At 59.5% G+C, this 15,612-nt stretch carries 10 protein-coding genes and 1 pseudogene; 4 read left to right on the top strand and 7 right to left on the bottom strand.

The window, feature by feature from the left end; genetic code table 11:
- Positions 1-55: 55 nt before the first annotated feature.
- A pseudogene (locus AC04SF_RS05210) lies at positions 56-1,327 on the bottom strand (glucoamylase family protein).
- On the opposite strand from AC04SF_RS05210, the gene AC04SF_RS05205 reads away from it, so the two are divergent.
- The gene (locus AC04SF_RS05205; RefSeq protein ID WP_488476821.1) at positions 1,326-1,577 is read left to right on the top strand and encodes a hypothetical protein; all 252 of its coding nucleotides are present in this window, start codon (positions 1,326-1,328) and stop codon (positions 1,575-1,577) included. The pseudogene AC04SF_RS05210 and the gene AC04SF_RS05205 sit on opposite strands and share 2 nt — an antisense overlap.
- A 224-nt stretch (positions 1,578-1,801) precedes the next feature.
- Here the strand turns inward: AC04SF_RS05205 and AC04SF_RS05200 are convergent, their stop codons facing one another.
- From AC04SF_RS05200 to AC04SF_RS05190, 3 genes are all read right to left on the bottom strand, one after another.
- Positions 1,802-2,200 (bottom strand): hypothetical protein, encoded by a 399-nt coding sequence (locus AC04SF_RS05200; protein ID WP_488476820.1) that lies wholly within the window; start codon positions 2,198-2,200, stop codon positions 1,802-1,804.
- Between the two features lie 875 nt (positions 2,201-3,075).
- Positions 3,076-3,864 (bottom strand): glycosyltransferase family 4 protein, encoded by a 789-nt coding sequence (locus tag AC04SF_RS05195; RefSeq protein ID WP_488476819.1) that lies wholly within the window; start codon positions 3,862-3,864, stop codon positions 3,076-3,078.
- Complete coding sequence (locus AC04SF_RS05190; RefSeq protein ID WP_202353062.1) at positions 3,861-4,877, bottom strand: NAD-dependent epimerase/dehydratase family protein; 1,017 nt, start codon at positions 4,875-4,877, stop codon at positions 3,861-3,863. The genes AC04SF_RS05195 and AC04SF_RS05190 overlap by 4 nt, the downstream gene beginning before the upstream one ends.
- Positions 4,878-5,258: 381 nt before the next feature.
- On the opposite strand from AC04SF_RS05190, the gene AC04SF_RS05185 reads away from it, so the two are divergent.
- Positions 5,259-7,274: an acyltransferase family protein gene (locus AC04SF_RS05185; protein WP_488476818.1), complete on the top strand. Its 2,016-nt coding sequence runs from the start codon at positions 5,259-5,261 to the stop codon at positions 7,272-7,274.
- Positions 7,275-7,279: 5 nt separating this feature from the next.
- Positions 7,280-9,358 carry an acyltransferase family protein gene (locus AC04SF_RS05180; RefSeq protein WP_488477326.1) on the top strand — a complete coding sequence of 693 codons (2,079 nt, stop codon included), beginning with the start codon at positions 7,280-7,282 and terminating at the stop codon, positions 9,356-9,358.
- On the opposite strand, the gene AC04SF_RS05175 is transcribed toward AC04SF_RS05180, so the two are convergent.
- The 3 genes from AC04SF_RS05175 to AC04SF_RS05165 form a co-directional block, all read right to left on the bottom strand.
- Positions 9,288-11,312, bottom strand: a complete 2,025-nt coding sequence (locus tag AC04SF_RS05175; protein ID WP_488476817.1) for a hypothetical protein — start codon at positions 11,310-11,312, stop codon at positions 9,288-9,290. The genes AC04SF_RS05180 and AC04SF_RS05175 overlap by 71 nt on opposite strands.
- A complete protein-coding gene (locus AC04SF_RS05170; RefSeq protein ID WP_488476816.1) occupies positions 11,313-12,503 on the bottom strand; it encodes a glycosyltransferase in 1,191 nt (396 codons plus the stop codon).
- A 206-nt stretch (positions 12,504-12,709) separates the two neighbouring features.
- Positions 12,710-13,618 carry a hypothetical protein gene (locus AC04SF_RS05165; RefSeq protein ID WP_096448950.1) on the bottom strand — a complete coding sequence of 303 codons (909 nt, stop codon included), beginning with the start codon at positions 13,616-13,618 and terminating at the stop codon, positions 12,710-12,712.
- A 141-nt stretch (positions 13,619-13,759) separates the two neighbouring features.
- Between AC04SF_RS05165 and AC04SF_RS05160 the strand changes: the two genes are divergently transcribed.
- On the top strand, positions 13,760-15,568 hold the full coding sequence (locus tag AC04SF_RS05160) for an ABC transporter ATP-binding protein (RefSeq protein ID WP_488476815.1): 1,809 nt from the start codon (positions 13,760-13,762) through the stop codon (positions 15,566-15,568).
- Positions 15,569-15,612: the final 44 nt, after the last annotated feature.

Genomic DNA, 15,612 nt, shown 5'->3' with positions numbered 1-15,612 from the left:
GCAGGATATTCCACGCGGATGCGCTGAAGTTCAACCAAGTCCCTCGAGGTTTGCATCAGGTGCGCGGAAGCTGATCCAGCCAACCACCCTCGAAACCTGCCCGTTGCAGGCCGTCACGAATGTACGGACACAAGCGCATCAACCGCCATAGTAATCCGCTGCGTACGTTCTCAATCATCAATACGACGGGGCCTTCGTCCAGACCGAAATGCCAAGGTGAGACCCACCAGCCAAACGCCCCTTTGGCTTTGCCCTGCGGGTGCGTCGGATTGAAGGATGACGCGAAACCGTACGTCCTGGTGGACTTGAGTTTAGCCTTATGGATCCAGAAGGCGATTGTCGGCAGCACGATTTTCGGAGCAAACGGCAACGAGGTGACGGCGGCCCAGGGCGCGAGTGTTCCATCGTCGGGGCCAAAAGGAACGCCAAGTGCGGCATAGTCTAGGAACCGGCGTTCGATGCCTTTCAGTTTGATTGTGAGGGCCCCGGGCCATCACTCGCGGTAATGCCCAGCAATGTTCTCCATAGCCATCGAAGCCGCGTGGATTTTCCAGGGCGTAGCGGTGCTGGACAAGAGTGGCGCGTCGGCTGTTTTCGAAATAGTCACTTCCCTTGCCGCGCATGTAAGTGTCCTGCAAACCGCGAAGATCAATCCACACATGCGAAAGACATAGTCGTGGCCGTCGACATTCAGCCATCGGAATGTAGCGGTCCATGCCGTATAACTGCTCGAAGGTAGGGGGTGGGTCGGCGAGCCAAGGCCTAATACATACAGCAGAAGCGCCTCATCGTAACCTTCCCAGCGATGCTTCAGGAAGCCAGTCTCGGGAGTCCAGCCGTGGGTGACGGTCTTTCCTTTGTTTAGCGCCCAGCGCCAGTCGGCCCGACGGTAAAGCGCATCCGCCAAGGTGCGGATTTCTGTTTCGGCCTTTGTATCCCGGTCGAAGAAAGTGGCAGCCGCCAATACTCCCGCCAGCAGCAAAGTGCTGTCGATGGTCGACAGGTCGCAGCGCCAAGCACGCCGGCCGGTTTGCATGTCGAGGAAATGATAATAGAAACCGCGATGGCCCGTGGTGTCCGGCTCAGGACCGTGAGGGCTGTTCCAGGAGAAGCGTAGCGTAGCCACCGTCCGCTCCACAGCGGCCTTGCGGCTCATGAAGCCACGCTTGACCCCTACTGCATAGCTTCCCAGCGCAAGGCCAGTGGCGGCGATGCTTGCGGGCCAATTGGCTTCCGTCTTGTCCCGAATCAGACCGTTGGCTGGGTTTGCCTCATGGACGAAGTAGTCGAATGTCTCTCGCTGCAGAGTCTCCAGGTCGTCGTTCATGGCAATCGCTTCGCCCTCCCCCAACTCAGCATCAAATTCGGAAACCTACTACAGCGTCTCCCGCGGCGCGACGCTTCCAGTTGATCACCGCCTTGCTGCTACAGTCTATCTGGCAGGAGCCGATGCTATCGGCCTCACCCCGAAGCAGAAACAGGCCATAAATCCCCAGCCGTCGGACAATATCGCCATGGCAGCCGTCAAGGACGGGCCAGGCGTCAGGCTGCAGCATCCCGCGCGCAGCGTTGATTAAGCACCCGGCGCCCTCGCCCCGCTTGTCGGTACTGCATGCATGCGTGCTCGTGGCCGTTAGCCACCTCTGGATACGTGGTTCCTGGGGTTGCCTTTTTGAAACCCCCTGCCCGACAAGGGCGCAGGCCTTTACTTTTTGCGGCTGTCGCCTCTGGTCAAAACTCAAGGGGAAGGCCCGCCGCGTCCTCGCAATCGGGCCAATGCGTCGACCTATGCGGGACGCACTCAGTTGTCCGTCACCTTTGGCACGGAAGACGAGTCATCGGATCCGTCGTTCTCGGTACCGGAACCTGCGCTGGTGCCAGTCGTGCCGGAGGCACCTGTGTTGTCCTCGCCCTGGTCGTCAGCAGATTCCTTTTCACCGTCATGGCTGCCAGAGGTTCCGCTGCTGCTGTGGCTATCGCCGCCATCGTGACCGCTGTCGCCACCGTCATGACCGCCGTCGCCACCGTTGCCCCCACCACCGCCATTGCCGCCACCGCCCTCGGATTCGGCGTGGGCGGCGGCCGGAACGAGGTTGGCCGCACCGTCAAGCGTCAGGTGGTACGGTGCGATGGTGAGCACCAGCGCAGTCGACGCGCGCAGCGTGAGCCAGGCGAGCCTGTTGAAGGGACTTTTGGTCATCTTTTCCTCCTCGTGAAGTGCTGTGTTAGTGAACCAATTCGGCCGAAGGTGCCGCAGCCATGCTGCAGCTGCCGGCTGGCAGAGCAGGTCCGGCGACCATGGCCGCCAAGCCCGCTAGAACGAGAGTGCTATACATGATGACTTCCATTCGGGAAGTTGCAGTGCTGTTGGCATTTCAACATAGGCCACGACGGCTTGCGACCGCCATTCGTACCGGATAGCGAATCCAACCTGACAACTGGCTGACAGCCTTTTGGAGTGTTGCCGACCAAGCCGTCGAGCTGGCTGGTCGCGGGCGCTGATATCGCCTTCTACACCAAGGTTGCAACCGCACGGTGCCCGCCGATGCCGGTCGCGAAGGCTCGCGTCATGGCGCAGAGGAATTTGGCGAGATGAAATACCTATTGATGGGCGGACCGGATAAATAGCCTGCCGCAGGATCGTTTGCTCGCCCGAATGATCGGCTGTCCCGATTGGGGTGATCCACAACTAAGCGGGAAATGGTTGTGTATAGTCAGCCTAAACTGGGATCCCCTTCCGATTCTCTCTAAGCTGGATTGCTTGAGTACCTTAAGGGTTTCAGCTGGTCTTCCTCAAATAGTTGATTTAATTGTTCTTTTCGTGGGCACAGGTCAGAGATCCTGTCCGTATGGTTCCGCATAGCCGTTCATTGTGTCGGGGTTGGTGCGCGGCCGCGCGACATCGCCGACATCCGCCGAAATCCGAAATCTCCATAGCCGTCACACCTGTGGCCCGCGGGTTCCTTCCTCGGGGACTTTTGTACACCTGCCGGCGCCCGAAACTCTTCACGTGAGCTGACAGTCAGCTTTTGGCTTGGGCCCACTGATGTCGCGTGCACAACTGCTTTGGACGGCCTATGGATTACCCCAAGCAGAAAATATTAGCCCGATCGTCAGTGCCGTCGCTGCGTATACAGGGGGTAAAATCTGACGGTTCACACCAATCCGAAGCAAGATGTGACCAAGGTGATCTGTGCCGCCGACCCAAGGCTTCCGCCCCTGTAGCAAGCGGCGGGTCGTTACGAATACCGCATCAATCAGCGGCACCGCAATCCACGCCAACGAGGCGTCAAAACCTCTCTGCGAAGCGAGAAGCACGATTGCCGCTCCTAGGAAAAGACTGCCGCTATCGCCCATGAAAACGCGGGCGGGCGGATAGTTGAAGCAGAGAAATCCGAGGCATGCGCCTACGCCGGCCATTCCGATATCACCGCCCAGCCCCAGGAAGGCTGCCGCGATCGCGCTTGCAGCAAGACCATCGGCATGATCGAGCATGTTGACCGCGTTGCAAGCTATCCAGATGACAATCGGAACCCACCACAGACCCGTGATGACCCCTGCTAAAACAGCTGCGCCGGCCAATGCCGTTGCCTTGGCACCGACAGAAAGGGATCGGACGTCATCCATCGCGCCGATCAAACAGAAAACAGCCAGCAGCAGGGTATATTCAACAGGGAGCCACGGGGACATCGCGGCTAACATGGCGGGGCCCGCCAGCCGGGGAACCTCGCCTGATGTGTGCCATCGGTCGTTCTTGACCTTGGAGACCGCTCCGATTTGTGTCGCCAGCCGTGCAAACATCCACACACCAACAAGCGCTATGAGCAGAGCCCCGATGAACGGGACCAATATGTCAGGCGTCAAGCGATTGCTCGTTCGGTACGCATGTGCTCAATGCAGTCGACCACGGTCTGCTTGGTGCTTCGCAGAGCCCGCCATCCGGTCATGGTGGTTAAGAGGCTTGTGTCGGGAACGCGGTCGTACGTTACGGCGAACCGATCGCCAAAGACGGCGCTGGAAGGCTTCATGACGATTGGCGCGCTCGTCGCGGTGGCGTCAACCACTATTTTTGCGAGATTTCGTATCTGAATCGCCTCGCTGCCGCCCAGATTGACCGGCCGGCCTCGCAACGACCGGCACTGCATTACAAGGAGCAGACCTTCGGCGGCATCGGCAACGTGCAGAAACGCCCGCCTCTGCTCGCCGTCGTCATGAACCACAAGTGGTTCGCCCCGCAACGCTGCATCGACAAACATCGGCAATACGAGGCCGGTCGCTGAGCGCTGGCGCGGTCCGGCCATGTTGAATGGTCGAACGATCCACGTAGGGATGCCGAAATCAAAAAACAGTCCGGCCACCAAATGTTCAACCGCCGCCTTGGCAGCGGCATAGCCCCAACGCGGCCGCAGGTCCGTCGTGACCGGATCGGACTCGGTGATTGGCCGGTCGCGGCCGGAGCCGTAAACTTCCGAACTCGACGTATAAAGCAGCGGACACCGGTGCACTCTGCATGCCTCGACGATCGCACAGCCTGATTCGAGAATGCCGCTGGTGACAGCGAAACGTTCCTTGTGGGCACGCTGAACTCCAATCGGACTCGCCAAATGGAAGACGGCGTCGGCCAATCCGACTTCGTCGTGGATCGCGGCATTGTATGCCGGATCGCCAATCCTGAAGGTATGGATCGTCAGGCGGGGATCACTGGCTGGCAGATTGCGGAGCATGCCGTTCGAAAGATCGTCGATTACGGTTACGGTGCAATTGCGCGCAAGCAACAAATCGACCAGTGCCGACCCTACGAAGCCGGCGCCGCCGGTAACCAGCACGTGTGTGTGCGGGCCGAATTCAACCATGTCCGCGCCGCTGTGGTTGTCCAAGGTTACCATCCTCCAGAACGACCCGCGGCCTCGCAACGCACGGGACAATCTTCTATACAGTCAGGGATGGAGCAAACAACCCGTGTTTCCATCAAGCGGGCGAGTTTTCGTCGTCCTTGATATCATCAACGAATAAATACCCATCCGAAATGCTGCCAATCCTCCCATGATGTGGGCCACGAGGACAGAACTGATTCTGGCACACACATGCCGATGTTTAGGTTTTCGTGGCCCCGGTACGAAACAAAATGTGAGGGTATCCCCACGTTTCTCGCAAGGCGACCTGTAAGTCGAACCGGATGTGTCGCCATTGCATGCGACCGGCCATCGACTCAGGTTGCGCAATTGGGCTAAGAGGCCGAGGGATTGATGGGGGGAGCTTTGAAGTCCGACTATCGGCCAGATATCGACGGACTGCGCGCAATCGCAGTGATCGCTGTCATTCTTTTCCATTTCGACGTGCCCGGGTTCCCGGGTGGCTTCGTTGGCGTCGATATCTTCTTTGTGATCTCAGGCTATCTGATCACGCGCCTTCTGGTGGCTGAAGGCGGCGGACTGTCCCTCGTCGAATTCTACGGCAGACGCATGCGCCGAATATTGCCGGCGATGCTTTTGATGATCTGCTTCTCGCTCATTGCCGGCTGGTTCCTGTTGCTCCCCGGGGACTATGCCGGTTTGGGACGCAGTGCGGCATATTCCACGTTCGGATTGGGAAACTATTACTTCCTCTGGAGTACCGGCTATTTCGATCGAGAGGCGGCGCTTCTGCCGCTGCTCCATCTCTGGTCGCTCGGTGTCGAAGAGCAGTTCTATCTCGTATGGCCACTGCTGCTTCTGATTGCCAACCGGCTGGCACGCGGCCGCCAGTTGCCGGTAATCGCACTGATCTGCATCGTCGCCGTGGTCAGCTTCTCGATCACCCTCCATCTGGAGGCGATCGATCCGAAACAGGCATTCTATGTTCCCTTCAGCCGGGCCTGGGAATTGGCCTTCGGCGGCTTGCTCATCTTTGCTCCGCCGATAGGCCGCCGGCGCACGTCGGAAGCGTTCGGGCTGATAGGCCTTGGTCTGGTAGTTGCCAGCACCATTTGGATGTCGCCGAGCCAGCCGCTTCCGAACCTTGGCGCCCTCGTTGCGGTGGTCGGCGCTGTTCTGCTCATTTGGCCGCGGACGCACTCAACGATCTCGTCGCTACTTGCGAGCGCGCCTTTGCGATCGACGGGCAAGATTTCCTATAGCCTCTACCTCTGGCATTGGCCCATCCTGGTCTTCTTCCGTCACTACGCCGGCACCGCAATGCCGTCAGGGGTCGAATCGTCGGTGCTTATCGCTACGGCCTGGCTGGCGGCGTATCTATCCTGGCGGTTCGTCGAGGAACCTGTCCGCCGTCTGCGGGTTCCGCCGTCCCGGGCACTCATCGCAGGTGCCACCGCCGTAGCGATGGTTTGCCTGAGCGCCAATGCGATCTTCGAAGCCGGCGGTTTTACCAGCAGGATTTCGAAGGAAGTGGAGGCGATGCGCAGCCTTGATGTGATGTGGGATTGGTCATGCCCACAAATGGTCAGCATTCCTGAACTGGGCAGCACCTTTTGCGCGTTCGGCGCGCCCTGGGACAAAGCGGCGCGCCACGCCATGCTGTGGGGCGACAGCCATGCCGAGCATCTCGCCCCGCTATTCGACAGCGCAGGCAAGAGAGAAAATACCGCTTTCTTCCTTTACCGAGCCTGCCCGGCTGCCTTCGGGGATGGTATCCACCGCGACTTTCCGGGATTGCCCGACTACCGGGAGAGCTGCGCATCGTCGCGAAAGGCTGCGGTCGGCATGCTGAGACAACGGACAGACATCGACCTCGTGGTGCTGTCCGCGGCCTGGACAAGCCTTGGCTACACCGATGTCGTTGCTGACGATGATGGGAGGCAGACGGACAAAGTCCTGTTGTTGCGGGATGGCCTGCGTAGTCTCGTCAAGGAAATCAAAAGCCCTGATCGGCGCATCGCAATCATTGGCCAGGTGCCCGGTCCAGGCATGGATCTGACTTCGTGCGCCGCGATGCGCGAAAGCGGTATGCTGAGGCGTTGTTCGACCGAGATGAATAGCGAGCAAGTGTTCCGGATATGGTCGCCGATGGTGACCGCACTCACATCGCTCGTTCAGGACAATACTGTCGTCTTTGTCGATCCGCTCAAAGGGATGTGTCCCGACAGACATTGCGCAACCTACATCAATGGCGAGTTCATCTACCGCGATGGCTCGCATATACGCAGAAATCTGAGGTCCGAGACAGACGATGCCATTGCGCGGATGATGGGTCTCTATCCGGCCCTTGCAGGCCAGGCGCAAAACCGGTTATCGGCGGCGAACACCGCGCCGTCTCCAACGGCCGGCAAAAGCAATTGAGCGAGGTGCGAAGCGGCGAAGCTCCGCTCTCGATCGCGACTGGGGCGGCCTGCCAGGAAAACAGCAGCGAGCTGCCTGTTGGAGCAAAGGTCGGCTCCCTGTCATCTACGGCTACTGCAGCAGCAGACCATCATCGCACGGACATCGATGGGCTTAGAGCCGTCGCCGTTCTGGCAGTGTTGTTTTTCCACTTGAGAATTTCAGGTTTCAGCGGTGGCTTTGTCGGCGTCGATGTATTTTTCGTAATCAGTGGTTTTTTGATCACCCGCATTGTGGCTACCGACATCGAGGCAGGGCGTTTCAGTGTGTCGCAGTTCTATTCGCGCCGGGCTCGGCGCCTGCTGCCGGCGTTCTTCACGACACTCTCGCTTTCATGCATCGCCGCTTTTCTGGTGTTTACGCCTCAGCATCTGGAGACCTTCGCCAAATCTCTGACGGCAGCAACTTTCGGCATTTCGAACATCTTCTTCTGGCGCGAGTCCGGCTATTTTGATCTGGCCGCGCGGCTGAAGCCACTCCTTCATACGTGGTCACTGGGCGTGGAGTGGCAGTTCTATCTCGTCTGGCCATTGCTACTTTCAGTTTTGCTTGCTGTATTCCCACGGCGAATAATTTGGCCGATCGTGGCGATTGCCATTTTCAGTTTCTGTCTCATTGTCGCATTCCAGGACGGATCGTTTTGGTTGCTTTCACGAACCTGGGCGGCCGACTGGATCGCGGACGGCCGCGCGACAGTCTTTTACAACACGCCCTTCCGCGTGTTCGAGTTCTCTTGCGGCGCGGCGCTGGTCTGGCTTCCGAAGCCGCGGCCCGTCCTTGGTCACGAGTTGCTCGCCTGTCTCGGCTTGGTCCTCATAGCGCTTGCGGTTTTCGTTTTCGACAGCCGTTCGGGCGCGCCCGCCTGGAACGTCCTTGCGCCTGCCATCGGCGCTGGCATGGTGTTGCATGCAGACCATTCGCGATGGGCAGGACTTGTGTTGCGCAATCGTGCGGCCGTCTATCTCGGCCGCATCAGCTACTCGCTCTACCTCCTTCATTGGCCCCTGATCGTGTTCTGCGAATACGGGCTGCTTCGCCCCCTGCTGCCGACCGAGGCGCTTTTGGTTGGGCTGCTGTCTCTCGTCTTGGCCGCGTTGATGTTTCATGTCATCGAGCAGCCTTATCGCGCCGGCCGTGGCTTCGTCGCCTTTCCCGGACTTGCCCTGGCTGGCCTGCTCTTATTTCCCGCGGTCAGCTACGCGATGTCGGGCGGAATGCCCTGGCGTCTTCATTCCGTCGCAGGAACCGAACTGGCCGACAGCGTAGCCTTGAAGGCGATTACCGGCTCTTTGGCTTGCCAGGATTTCTGCGAGTTCGGGAACCTTCAAAGTTCAAACAAGATACTGGTGGTCGGGGATTCGCACATCGACCAATACACACGCGCTCTTCAAGAACTCGGTGGGCAGGAATTCCATTTCCTGCTGGCGGAAGCCGGCAACTGCTATGTTGGAGCGGAGCTCCAGACCAGGACCAACGGCGCGGTCACGCGGCACTGCCGGAATGCTACCGACCAGATCGCGCGCTGGTTGAAGGCCGGTGGCATCCTGGCCATTGTCCAGGGGCAACGCTGGCCCGGATATCGCAATCTTCTCGAACGGAAAGTCGATGGCGCGCCTGTCGACTTGCCCGACCTGGCGAAACTGTTTGCGGCCATGCTCGGCGATATAGCGAAACTCTATGCCGGTTTTCGCGGTCCGGTGATCCTGATCGGACAAGCGCCGGACGCCTATCTGATTTGCCACTTGAGACCGACTTACGTCTCCTTGCCATGCCCGCTTGTCACGCGGGTGGAGCACGTGGCCTTCGATCAGGCCTTCGCGGCCTTCGCCCGCCATTCGAGCTTTCAACTGGTTGATCCCTTCGAGACCATCTGCTCTGCAACTGGCTGTCATGTGACGGACGGCGGAGGGCATAGTCTATACTTGGATGAGAACCACTTCTCGATCTACGGGGCGCGACTCATTGTTCCGAAAATCATAGAGAGGCTTCGGAACGATTTATCCGTGGCGTCACGGCAGCCGTCGTCACAATTGACCACGCGATGATTGTGCCCAGAAGAGTGAAGCACAGTGCGCTGACCGAGAGCGGAACGGCGACCGCGTAGGTTCGCCCATTTCTGCGAGGGTCGCTCGAATCCGTGGCCGCGAACAGCACCGCGTCACGCCGGCGAAAAGTATACTCGCCCGGCCCGACCGCGGGCCATGCATGCGCGGCCCATTCGACTTGGCGGAGCGATGTCCCTTCTTCCCGAAGGTAAGAAGTCTTCAAAGAGGGAATGTCGGCAAAGTTGTCAAACTGGAAAAGGCCGGGAAACTGTGACCGCGGGAGCAGCGTCTCGTACCCGCCTCTTGCGGTAAACATCGCCTCGTTCTGCAGCCGTCCGGCAACAAGCGACGGTGTGATGAGCAATATGGCAATGCAGCCGGCCGCAAAGGCCGCGACGCCTGCAACGGTTCCAAAAGCAACGCTCCAGTGCTCCCCTTTTTTCACCAAAGAATGGCTTTTCGCAAATCCTCGCCGCCCGGCAAGCATGCCGCCAATTCCTAACGCGACCGGAAGAAAGAGACTCGGTGTGAGCAAGAGGTCATGCGACGTCAGCATAACCCCCACGAGTGCGACACCAAGGGCGAGATCGCCGGCGCTGCGGACGAAGCAGAAAGCGAAGCCGACGAGGCCGATCGGGATCAACCAGCCAAGGTGACCAAAAGCAATTGCAAAGAGGAGGAAGGTGTTGTGGGGAGCAAGAGCCTGCGCCTCTTCAAGTCCGCGACCAAAGGGGCCGCCTTCTCTATAAGCGAGCAGGCCGCGCTCCAAAAAGAGTGCTCTTGCCGAAATCGAATTTCTCTTGCCCTCATCCGTAAGACGTTCGCCGAGCGCCTGTATCTTGGCAGCGTTCGTGGATTGGCTTGCAGCGGACGATGGCAGGGAGCTCTCCGGAGGCGGAGATGGGGCAGCGCTTGCCGACTTGTCTGCTGAACTGATCGAAGGTTTTGCCCGAGGCTGGTCAATGACAGCAGACGACCTTCGTCCAGCAAGAGCCGATTGTTTTGCCGGAACTCCCTCGGACGACGGCGCAGCCGGGGCTACAGCGGGAGACGGAACCTGATCGTGTGATGCATCGACAGCCTCCGCTGCCTCATCGAGCGCCTTGCCAACCGATAATACCCCGGCGAAGGATTCGCCGATGGAGACACGAAAATAAGCATTTGTGGCCAGCGCGATACCGATTATCCCCACCAGTGCCAGTGCAACGGCAAGCGGGCGGCTCCAGCCTCTGGCATTGAGCTCCAAACGACGATGGTTGCGAAATTGCTGGTCAAGGCAAACGACGATCGGCACCGCCACCGTGGCAAAGGCGGCAAGAAGGGTCGAACGGGAAACGGTAACGAGCAGCGCGGCTCCCACAAGAACAAGGAAACTGGCGCGCCATTTTTCCGCAACGGCGCGGTAGCTCGCCGAGGCCCCGAGCAACAGTCCAGCAGCGGCCACATTTGGATTGATCGCCAAACCGGCGGCCCGGCCAGGAGTATTGGTGAAGCCGTTGGCGAAGAGGAGGTCGAGGAAGCAGATCGCCGCGTTGAGCGCCGTAACCGCTGCCGACAGGCGCAGCACGATTGCCGGAGCGGAGGCAAGCATGAGGACAATGGCCGCGCCGCCGAGAAAAAGCGTGATCAGATAGCATTTGGCGACGATTCCGACCGGATGAAGCGCAACCGGGACGACTGCCATGGCGGCAGCGGCCCCAAGCAGGAGGATCGCGCCGCGCACGTCCCGACGCGTCGCAAGAACGGCGATCGAAATAACCAGAACGCCGCCATAGAGCGCATGGAAAACCAGCCTCGCGAACTCGTCCCGCCCCGTAAAGAACGGCAGGAAGTATGGCATGAACCAGGACTGATAGATGACGATCACAAAAGCGCAGGCCCCGGCGGAGATGTCCGTCAGGATCGCCTGCGGCGGGCGCACCAAATTCACTGAGCGTTCCAGTTGGGCGCTCACTCACTTGCCCGCGAGATAGAGGCGTTCATAAGCGTCGACCATAGCTTCTATGGAGTAGCGCTCGCGCATCACCCGCTGACGATATTCTTGGTCGGCTGTCTGCTCTGGCAATCGCTGGACAACGGCGAGCAGCCCGCGGGCCAGATCGGCGGGGTCACGAGGCTCAACCAGCACACAACCCGGCATGCCCGACACCGCCTCCGGATTTCCACCGACATTGGTGGCCACGACCGGAAGACCTGCCGTGAGTTTTTCCATCAGGGCATTGCAAAAGCCCTCCTCGTGCGAGGCGATCACGCCGATGTCCATGCCGGCAAGCAAGCCCGGGACATCGTCCTGCACCCCCAGCAGCCGCACCGCCGATCCAACGCCGAGCCGCTGGGCTTGCTCCATGAGAGCCGGGCCGATGCCCCGATCTTGTCCGGCTATGAACAACCTCAGCTCCGGCCGGCTTTGGCTCGCGCGGGCGAATGCGTCGATGAGATCGCTGTGGCCCTTATAAGGAATGAGGTTGGCGACGATGACGATACCGACATCTTCAGGTTCAAGACCGAGACGGCGCCTGATGTCATCCCGACTTTGGCCGATAACATCGAAGCGGCTCAGATCGAGACCATTGGCAATCACGCGGACGCGGTCGATGTCATAGCCATCGCGTGTCGCCATGTCGGCTGCGACTGCATGCGAGTTCGCGACCACCACATGTGAAAACCGATTGGCGATTCGATCCATACGTTTCAGCCGTGGCCATCGCTCCTGATGGTTGCCCAGACCGCGTCTCGAGGTGATGACGCGTGGTGCCAGCGCAAACCGGCCTGCCAATGCGCCCAGGAAGTTGGTCAAAGGCAGGAAAGTGTGGACCACGCGTGGCCGGGTCAAAGCGATGCGAACAACGAGCGAAGTGACCGCGGCGCCGAGCACCAGCATCGCCTTCACGCTCGGTCGCGTCTTCGGGGTAGCGCTCGATTTGACCTCCGCCTTTGCCGATGTCGGCGAAGCGGGTGACGGATTGGGTCGATGAAGCCCGTACAATATGCGGATTCCGGCACGATCCAGCGTTTGCGCAAGAACGCCACCCGATGAAAGGGCAAAGACCTCGACTTGCCAACCCCGCTTCTTCAACTCCTTGGCGAGCAGCACGAGTTGGCTTTCCGTGCCCCCGAGATCAAGCGTCCCGATGACGAAGAGCACGCTGCGCCGGGTCCTTCTCACGCGCGCGGTCAAAGGCGTGGCAGCGCGCTGTTGGCTTTCAGCATTAGTCATCGCAAGGCCTTCTCGCCGCGTCTCGCGCCCCGCCGCCTTTTCTCGTTGGTCCCGCTTGCCACAAGGCGCCGGGCACCCGCAAGCAGAAGTCGCCATTTGGCATACAATTCACAAAAGGTCGCGACCCGGCAAGGTTAGGACGAGCGAACTGACTTGTGAACCCGCCGCGACACAAGCCGGACCAGTCCTTCACGATGCCGCAGCAGCGCACCTATAGTGGCGAGCAAGATGCCGGTTGCCAGAAACGCGAGCGGCGGAATCCATTTCAAGCGTTCGAACTTTGCCTCGTATGCACGCACGCTATCGAAGTCTTCGGCGGTCCCAAGCGACTGCCAGGACTGACCATACGCCTTTTTCAGCAAGGGCAGCATTGGTCCAAATTGCGCGTAGTAGCTATCGATGATCGACGGATCCTGTTGCACGTCCTCAAGCGTGTGAGGAACGAAAACCCCATAGTCAGGATCGAGAATATTGCCATTCGACACGACCACGGTGTGCTCGGGCACACTATAGATGGTCGCGTCGATGCCTTGATCCGAAAGCACGGAATAGACGATTTTCGAAACCTGCGAACAGAACCCGTAGCCACGAGCCAGCCCCTTGCGAGGCGTGACAAACTCATAGTTCTGCAACGTCTCGCGATATTGCGGCCGGAAGCTGAGAATCCAGAGCAGGTAGTTGTCGAAAGCGCTGATGCGTGTGTAGCGCATGTCGGTCGCTGTCCAACTGTCACCTTCCGTCCAATAATGCACCATTCCACCCGCCACAGCCTTTGTCAGGCGCTCGAGATAGGCCTGCATGGGTTCGCCCACACCACGGTAGAGGTCGTCGACATCCGCCACTTTCTCCTCGAACCCTAGCGGCCCCTCGGTTGCCGCGGCAGGCGGTGCCGGGTAAGCGCTGATCAATCCGAGCGGATAGGCCGCGACAAACAGTAGGAAAGCCGCCCCAACTCCTGCCGAGAACAAGCCAAGTGAGCACAGCGATGCAGCAATCAAGCTCAGCCGCGGCCTTTGATCCCGAATCTCGAAGGCATCATTCATAAGTGAAGCCTATCACTTCGTCGCGGCCGTGGCCCCTAGTTCACGACGCGCAAATTTGTGGACGGACCACCTCCGCGCTTCTTTGACAAAATTGTCAATCGACGTGGGTTGTGGCTTGTCGTGGGGCGCTGAACGTGTGCATTGGGCCTTCTGGATGCGGACATCGATTTGGCATTGAGCGGAAACCGAAACCCGGGCAGCACTTTCGACACACTGCGACGCTTGTGGCAGCAGGTATCACAGCGGCGGCAGAGGCAGTTTTTTGGTCTCCTTGTGCTGATGGTGTTTGGTGCTCTGGCGGAAGCCGCCACGCTTGGTGCCTTGCTGCCGTTTCTCGCGCGCATCGCCAATCCCGATGCCGTTGGCGGACAGTCGTTTCTGGCGCGTCAGCTTGCGAGCTTTCGGCTCACCGGTTCTTCTGACAGCCTTCTTGGTCTCACGGTGCTGTTTTCGGTGGTGGCCATCGTAGCCGGCGCCGTGCGCATACTCCTTACCTGGGCCACGAATTCTTACGTCTTCTCGCTGGGGCACGAAGTGGGCGTGAAGGTCTATGACCGAGTTCTACGCCAGCCCTATAGCTACCACGTTTCGCGCAACTCCAGTGCGGTGTTGGCTGCGCTGCGTCAGGTCCAAGCCATTACTGCAGGCGTAATGCTGCCACTGTTGCAATCAATCAGCGGCATAATCGTCGGTGTCTTCGTCGTCGCTGCCCTTTTTGTCCTGAGTTCGTTCATCACCTTCGTTATCTTTGCGGGCTTTGGCGTGGTCTATCTCGCCATGTCGCTTGTGATCCGAAAACACCTCAAGAGAAATGCGAAAATCATCGCAAGCGCGCAGGCCGAAGGCATTCGTTCGGTACAAGAGGGACTGGGTGGCATCCGTGATGTCATCATCAACGACACCCAACCCTATTTTCTCTCACGCTACAGCGAACTCGATTTACGACTGCAACGCGCGAACGCAACGAACGCGCTTGCAGCTGGCGCTCCGCGTTTCGCGATCGAAGCGGCGGGTATGGTGATCATCGCCGCGCTTGCCTATTTCCTCATCATCCGGTCCAACAATGCCGGCGAGGTGCTGCCAATACTGGGAACATTCGTTCTTGGAGCGCAGCGTCTGCTGCCATCTATGCAGCTTGTATACGGCAATTGGGCGCTGATACTGAGCAATCTTGCCGGCGCAGAAGTTGTGCTCCAGGCGCTGGAGGCACCACTTGGCCCAGAATGGAGCCAGCCTCCGGCCAGGCGCCTGCCATTCGATCGAGCGATCACACTCAAGGACGTGTCGTTCCGTTACGCTTCCGACCAGCCCCCGATACTCGAGCGGTTCAATCTCACGATCTCGAAGGGGACCAAGGTCGGCTTCGTGGGCAAGACCGGCAGCGGCAAGAGCACGACGGTCGATCTGATAATGGGTTTGCTCGAGCCGACCAGCGGAGCGATCGAGATCGACGGGCAGGCGCTGGATGGCGCTACGCGACGTGCTTGGCAAAGACAGATCGCGCATGTGCCGCAAAGCATCTTCCTGGCGGACTCGTCGATCGCCGACAATATCGCCTTCGGCATTGACCCTGCCACGATCAACCCCGAGCGCGTGCGCAATGCCGCGCAACAGGCCGCGTTGGCGGACTTCATAGAAAGCTTGCCGCAGGGCTATGAGACACGCGTCGGCGAGCGCGGTGTCCGTCTATCGGGCGGCCAACGCCAGCGAATAGGTATCGCGCGGGCTTTGTACAAACAGGCATCAGTGCTCGTCTTCGACGAGGCTACGAGCGCACTCGACATGGAGACCGAGGCTGCAGTCATGGAGGCGATCCGAGAACTACCCACCGACCTGACTATATTGATCATCGCGCACCGCCTCACGACAGTCGAAAATTGCGACGAGATCGTAACGCTCGAAGACGGCCAGCCGCATATCTGGACGAGAACCGGCGGACAGATCTCTTGAAGTGCATCGTGTTGGCGGATTCACCGACGCTTGGCCGTCCTGCC

This window comes from Mesorhizobium sp. CNPSo 4671 (assembly GCF_057784245.1).
The sequence above is the reverse complement of the archived record's forward strand: the minus strand, read 5'-3'. Positions and strand labels throughout refer to the sequence as shown.

Excerpts from the sequence above, each read along its gene's own strand:
- AC04SF_RS05205 (WP_488476821.1), top strand. The coding sequence starts at position 1,326 with ATGGCAATCGCTTCGCCCTCCCCCAACTCAGCATCAAATTCGGAAACC.
- AC04SF_RS05200 (WP_488476820.1), bottom strand. The coding sequence starts at position 2,200 with ATGACCAAAAGTCCCTTCAACAGGCTCGCCTGGCTCACGCTGCGCGCG.
- AC04SF_RS05165 (WP_096448950.1), bottom strand. The coding sequence starts at position 13,618 with ATGAATGATGCCTTCGAGATTCGGGATCAAAGGCCGCGGCTGAGCTTG.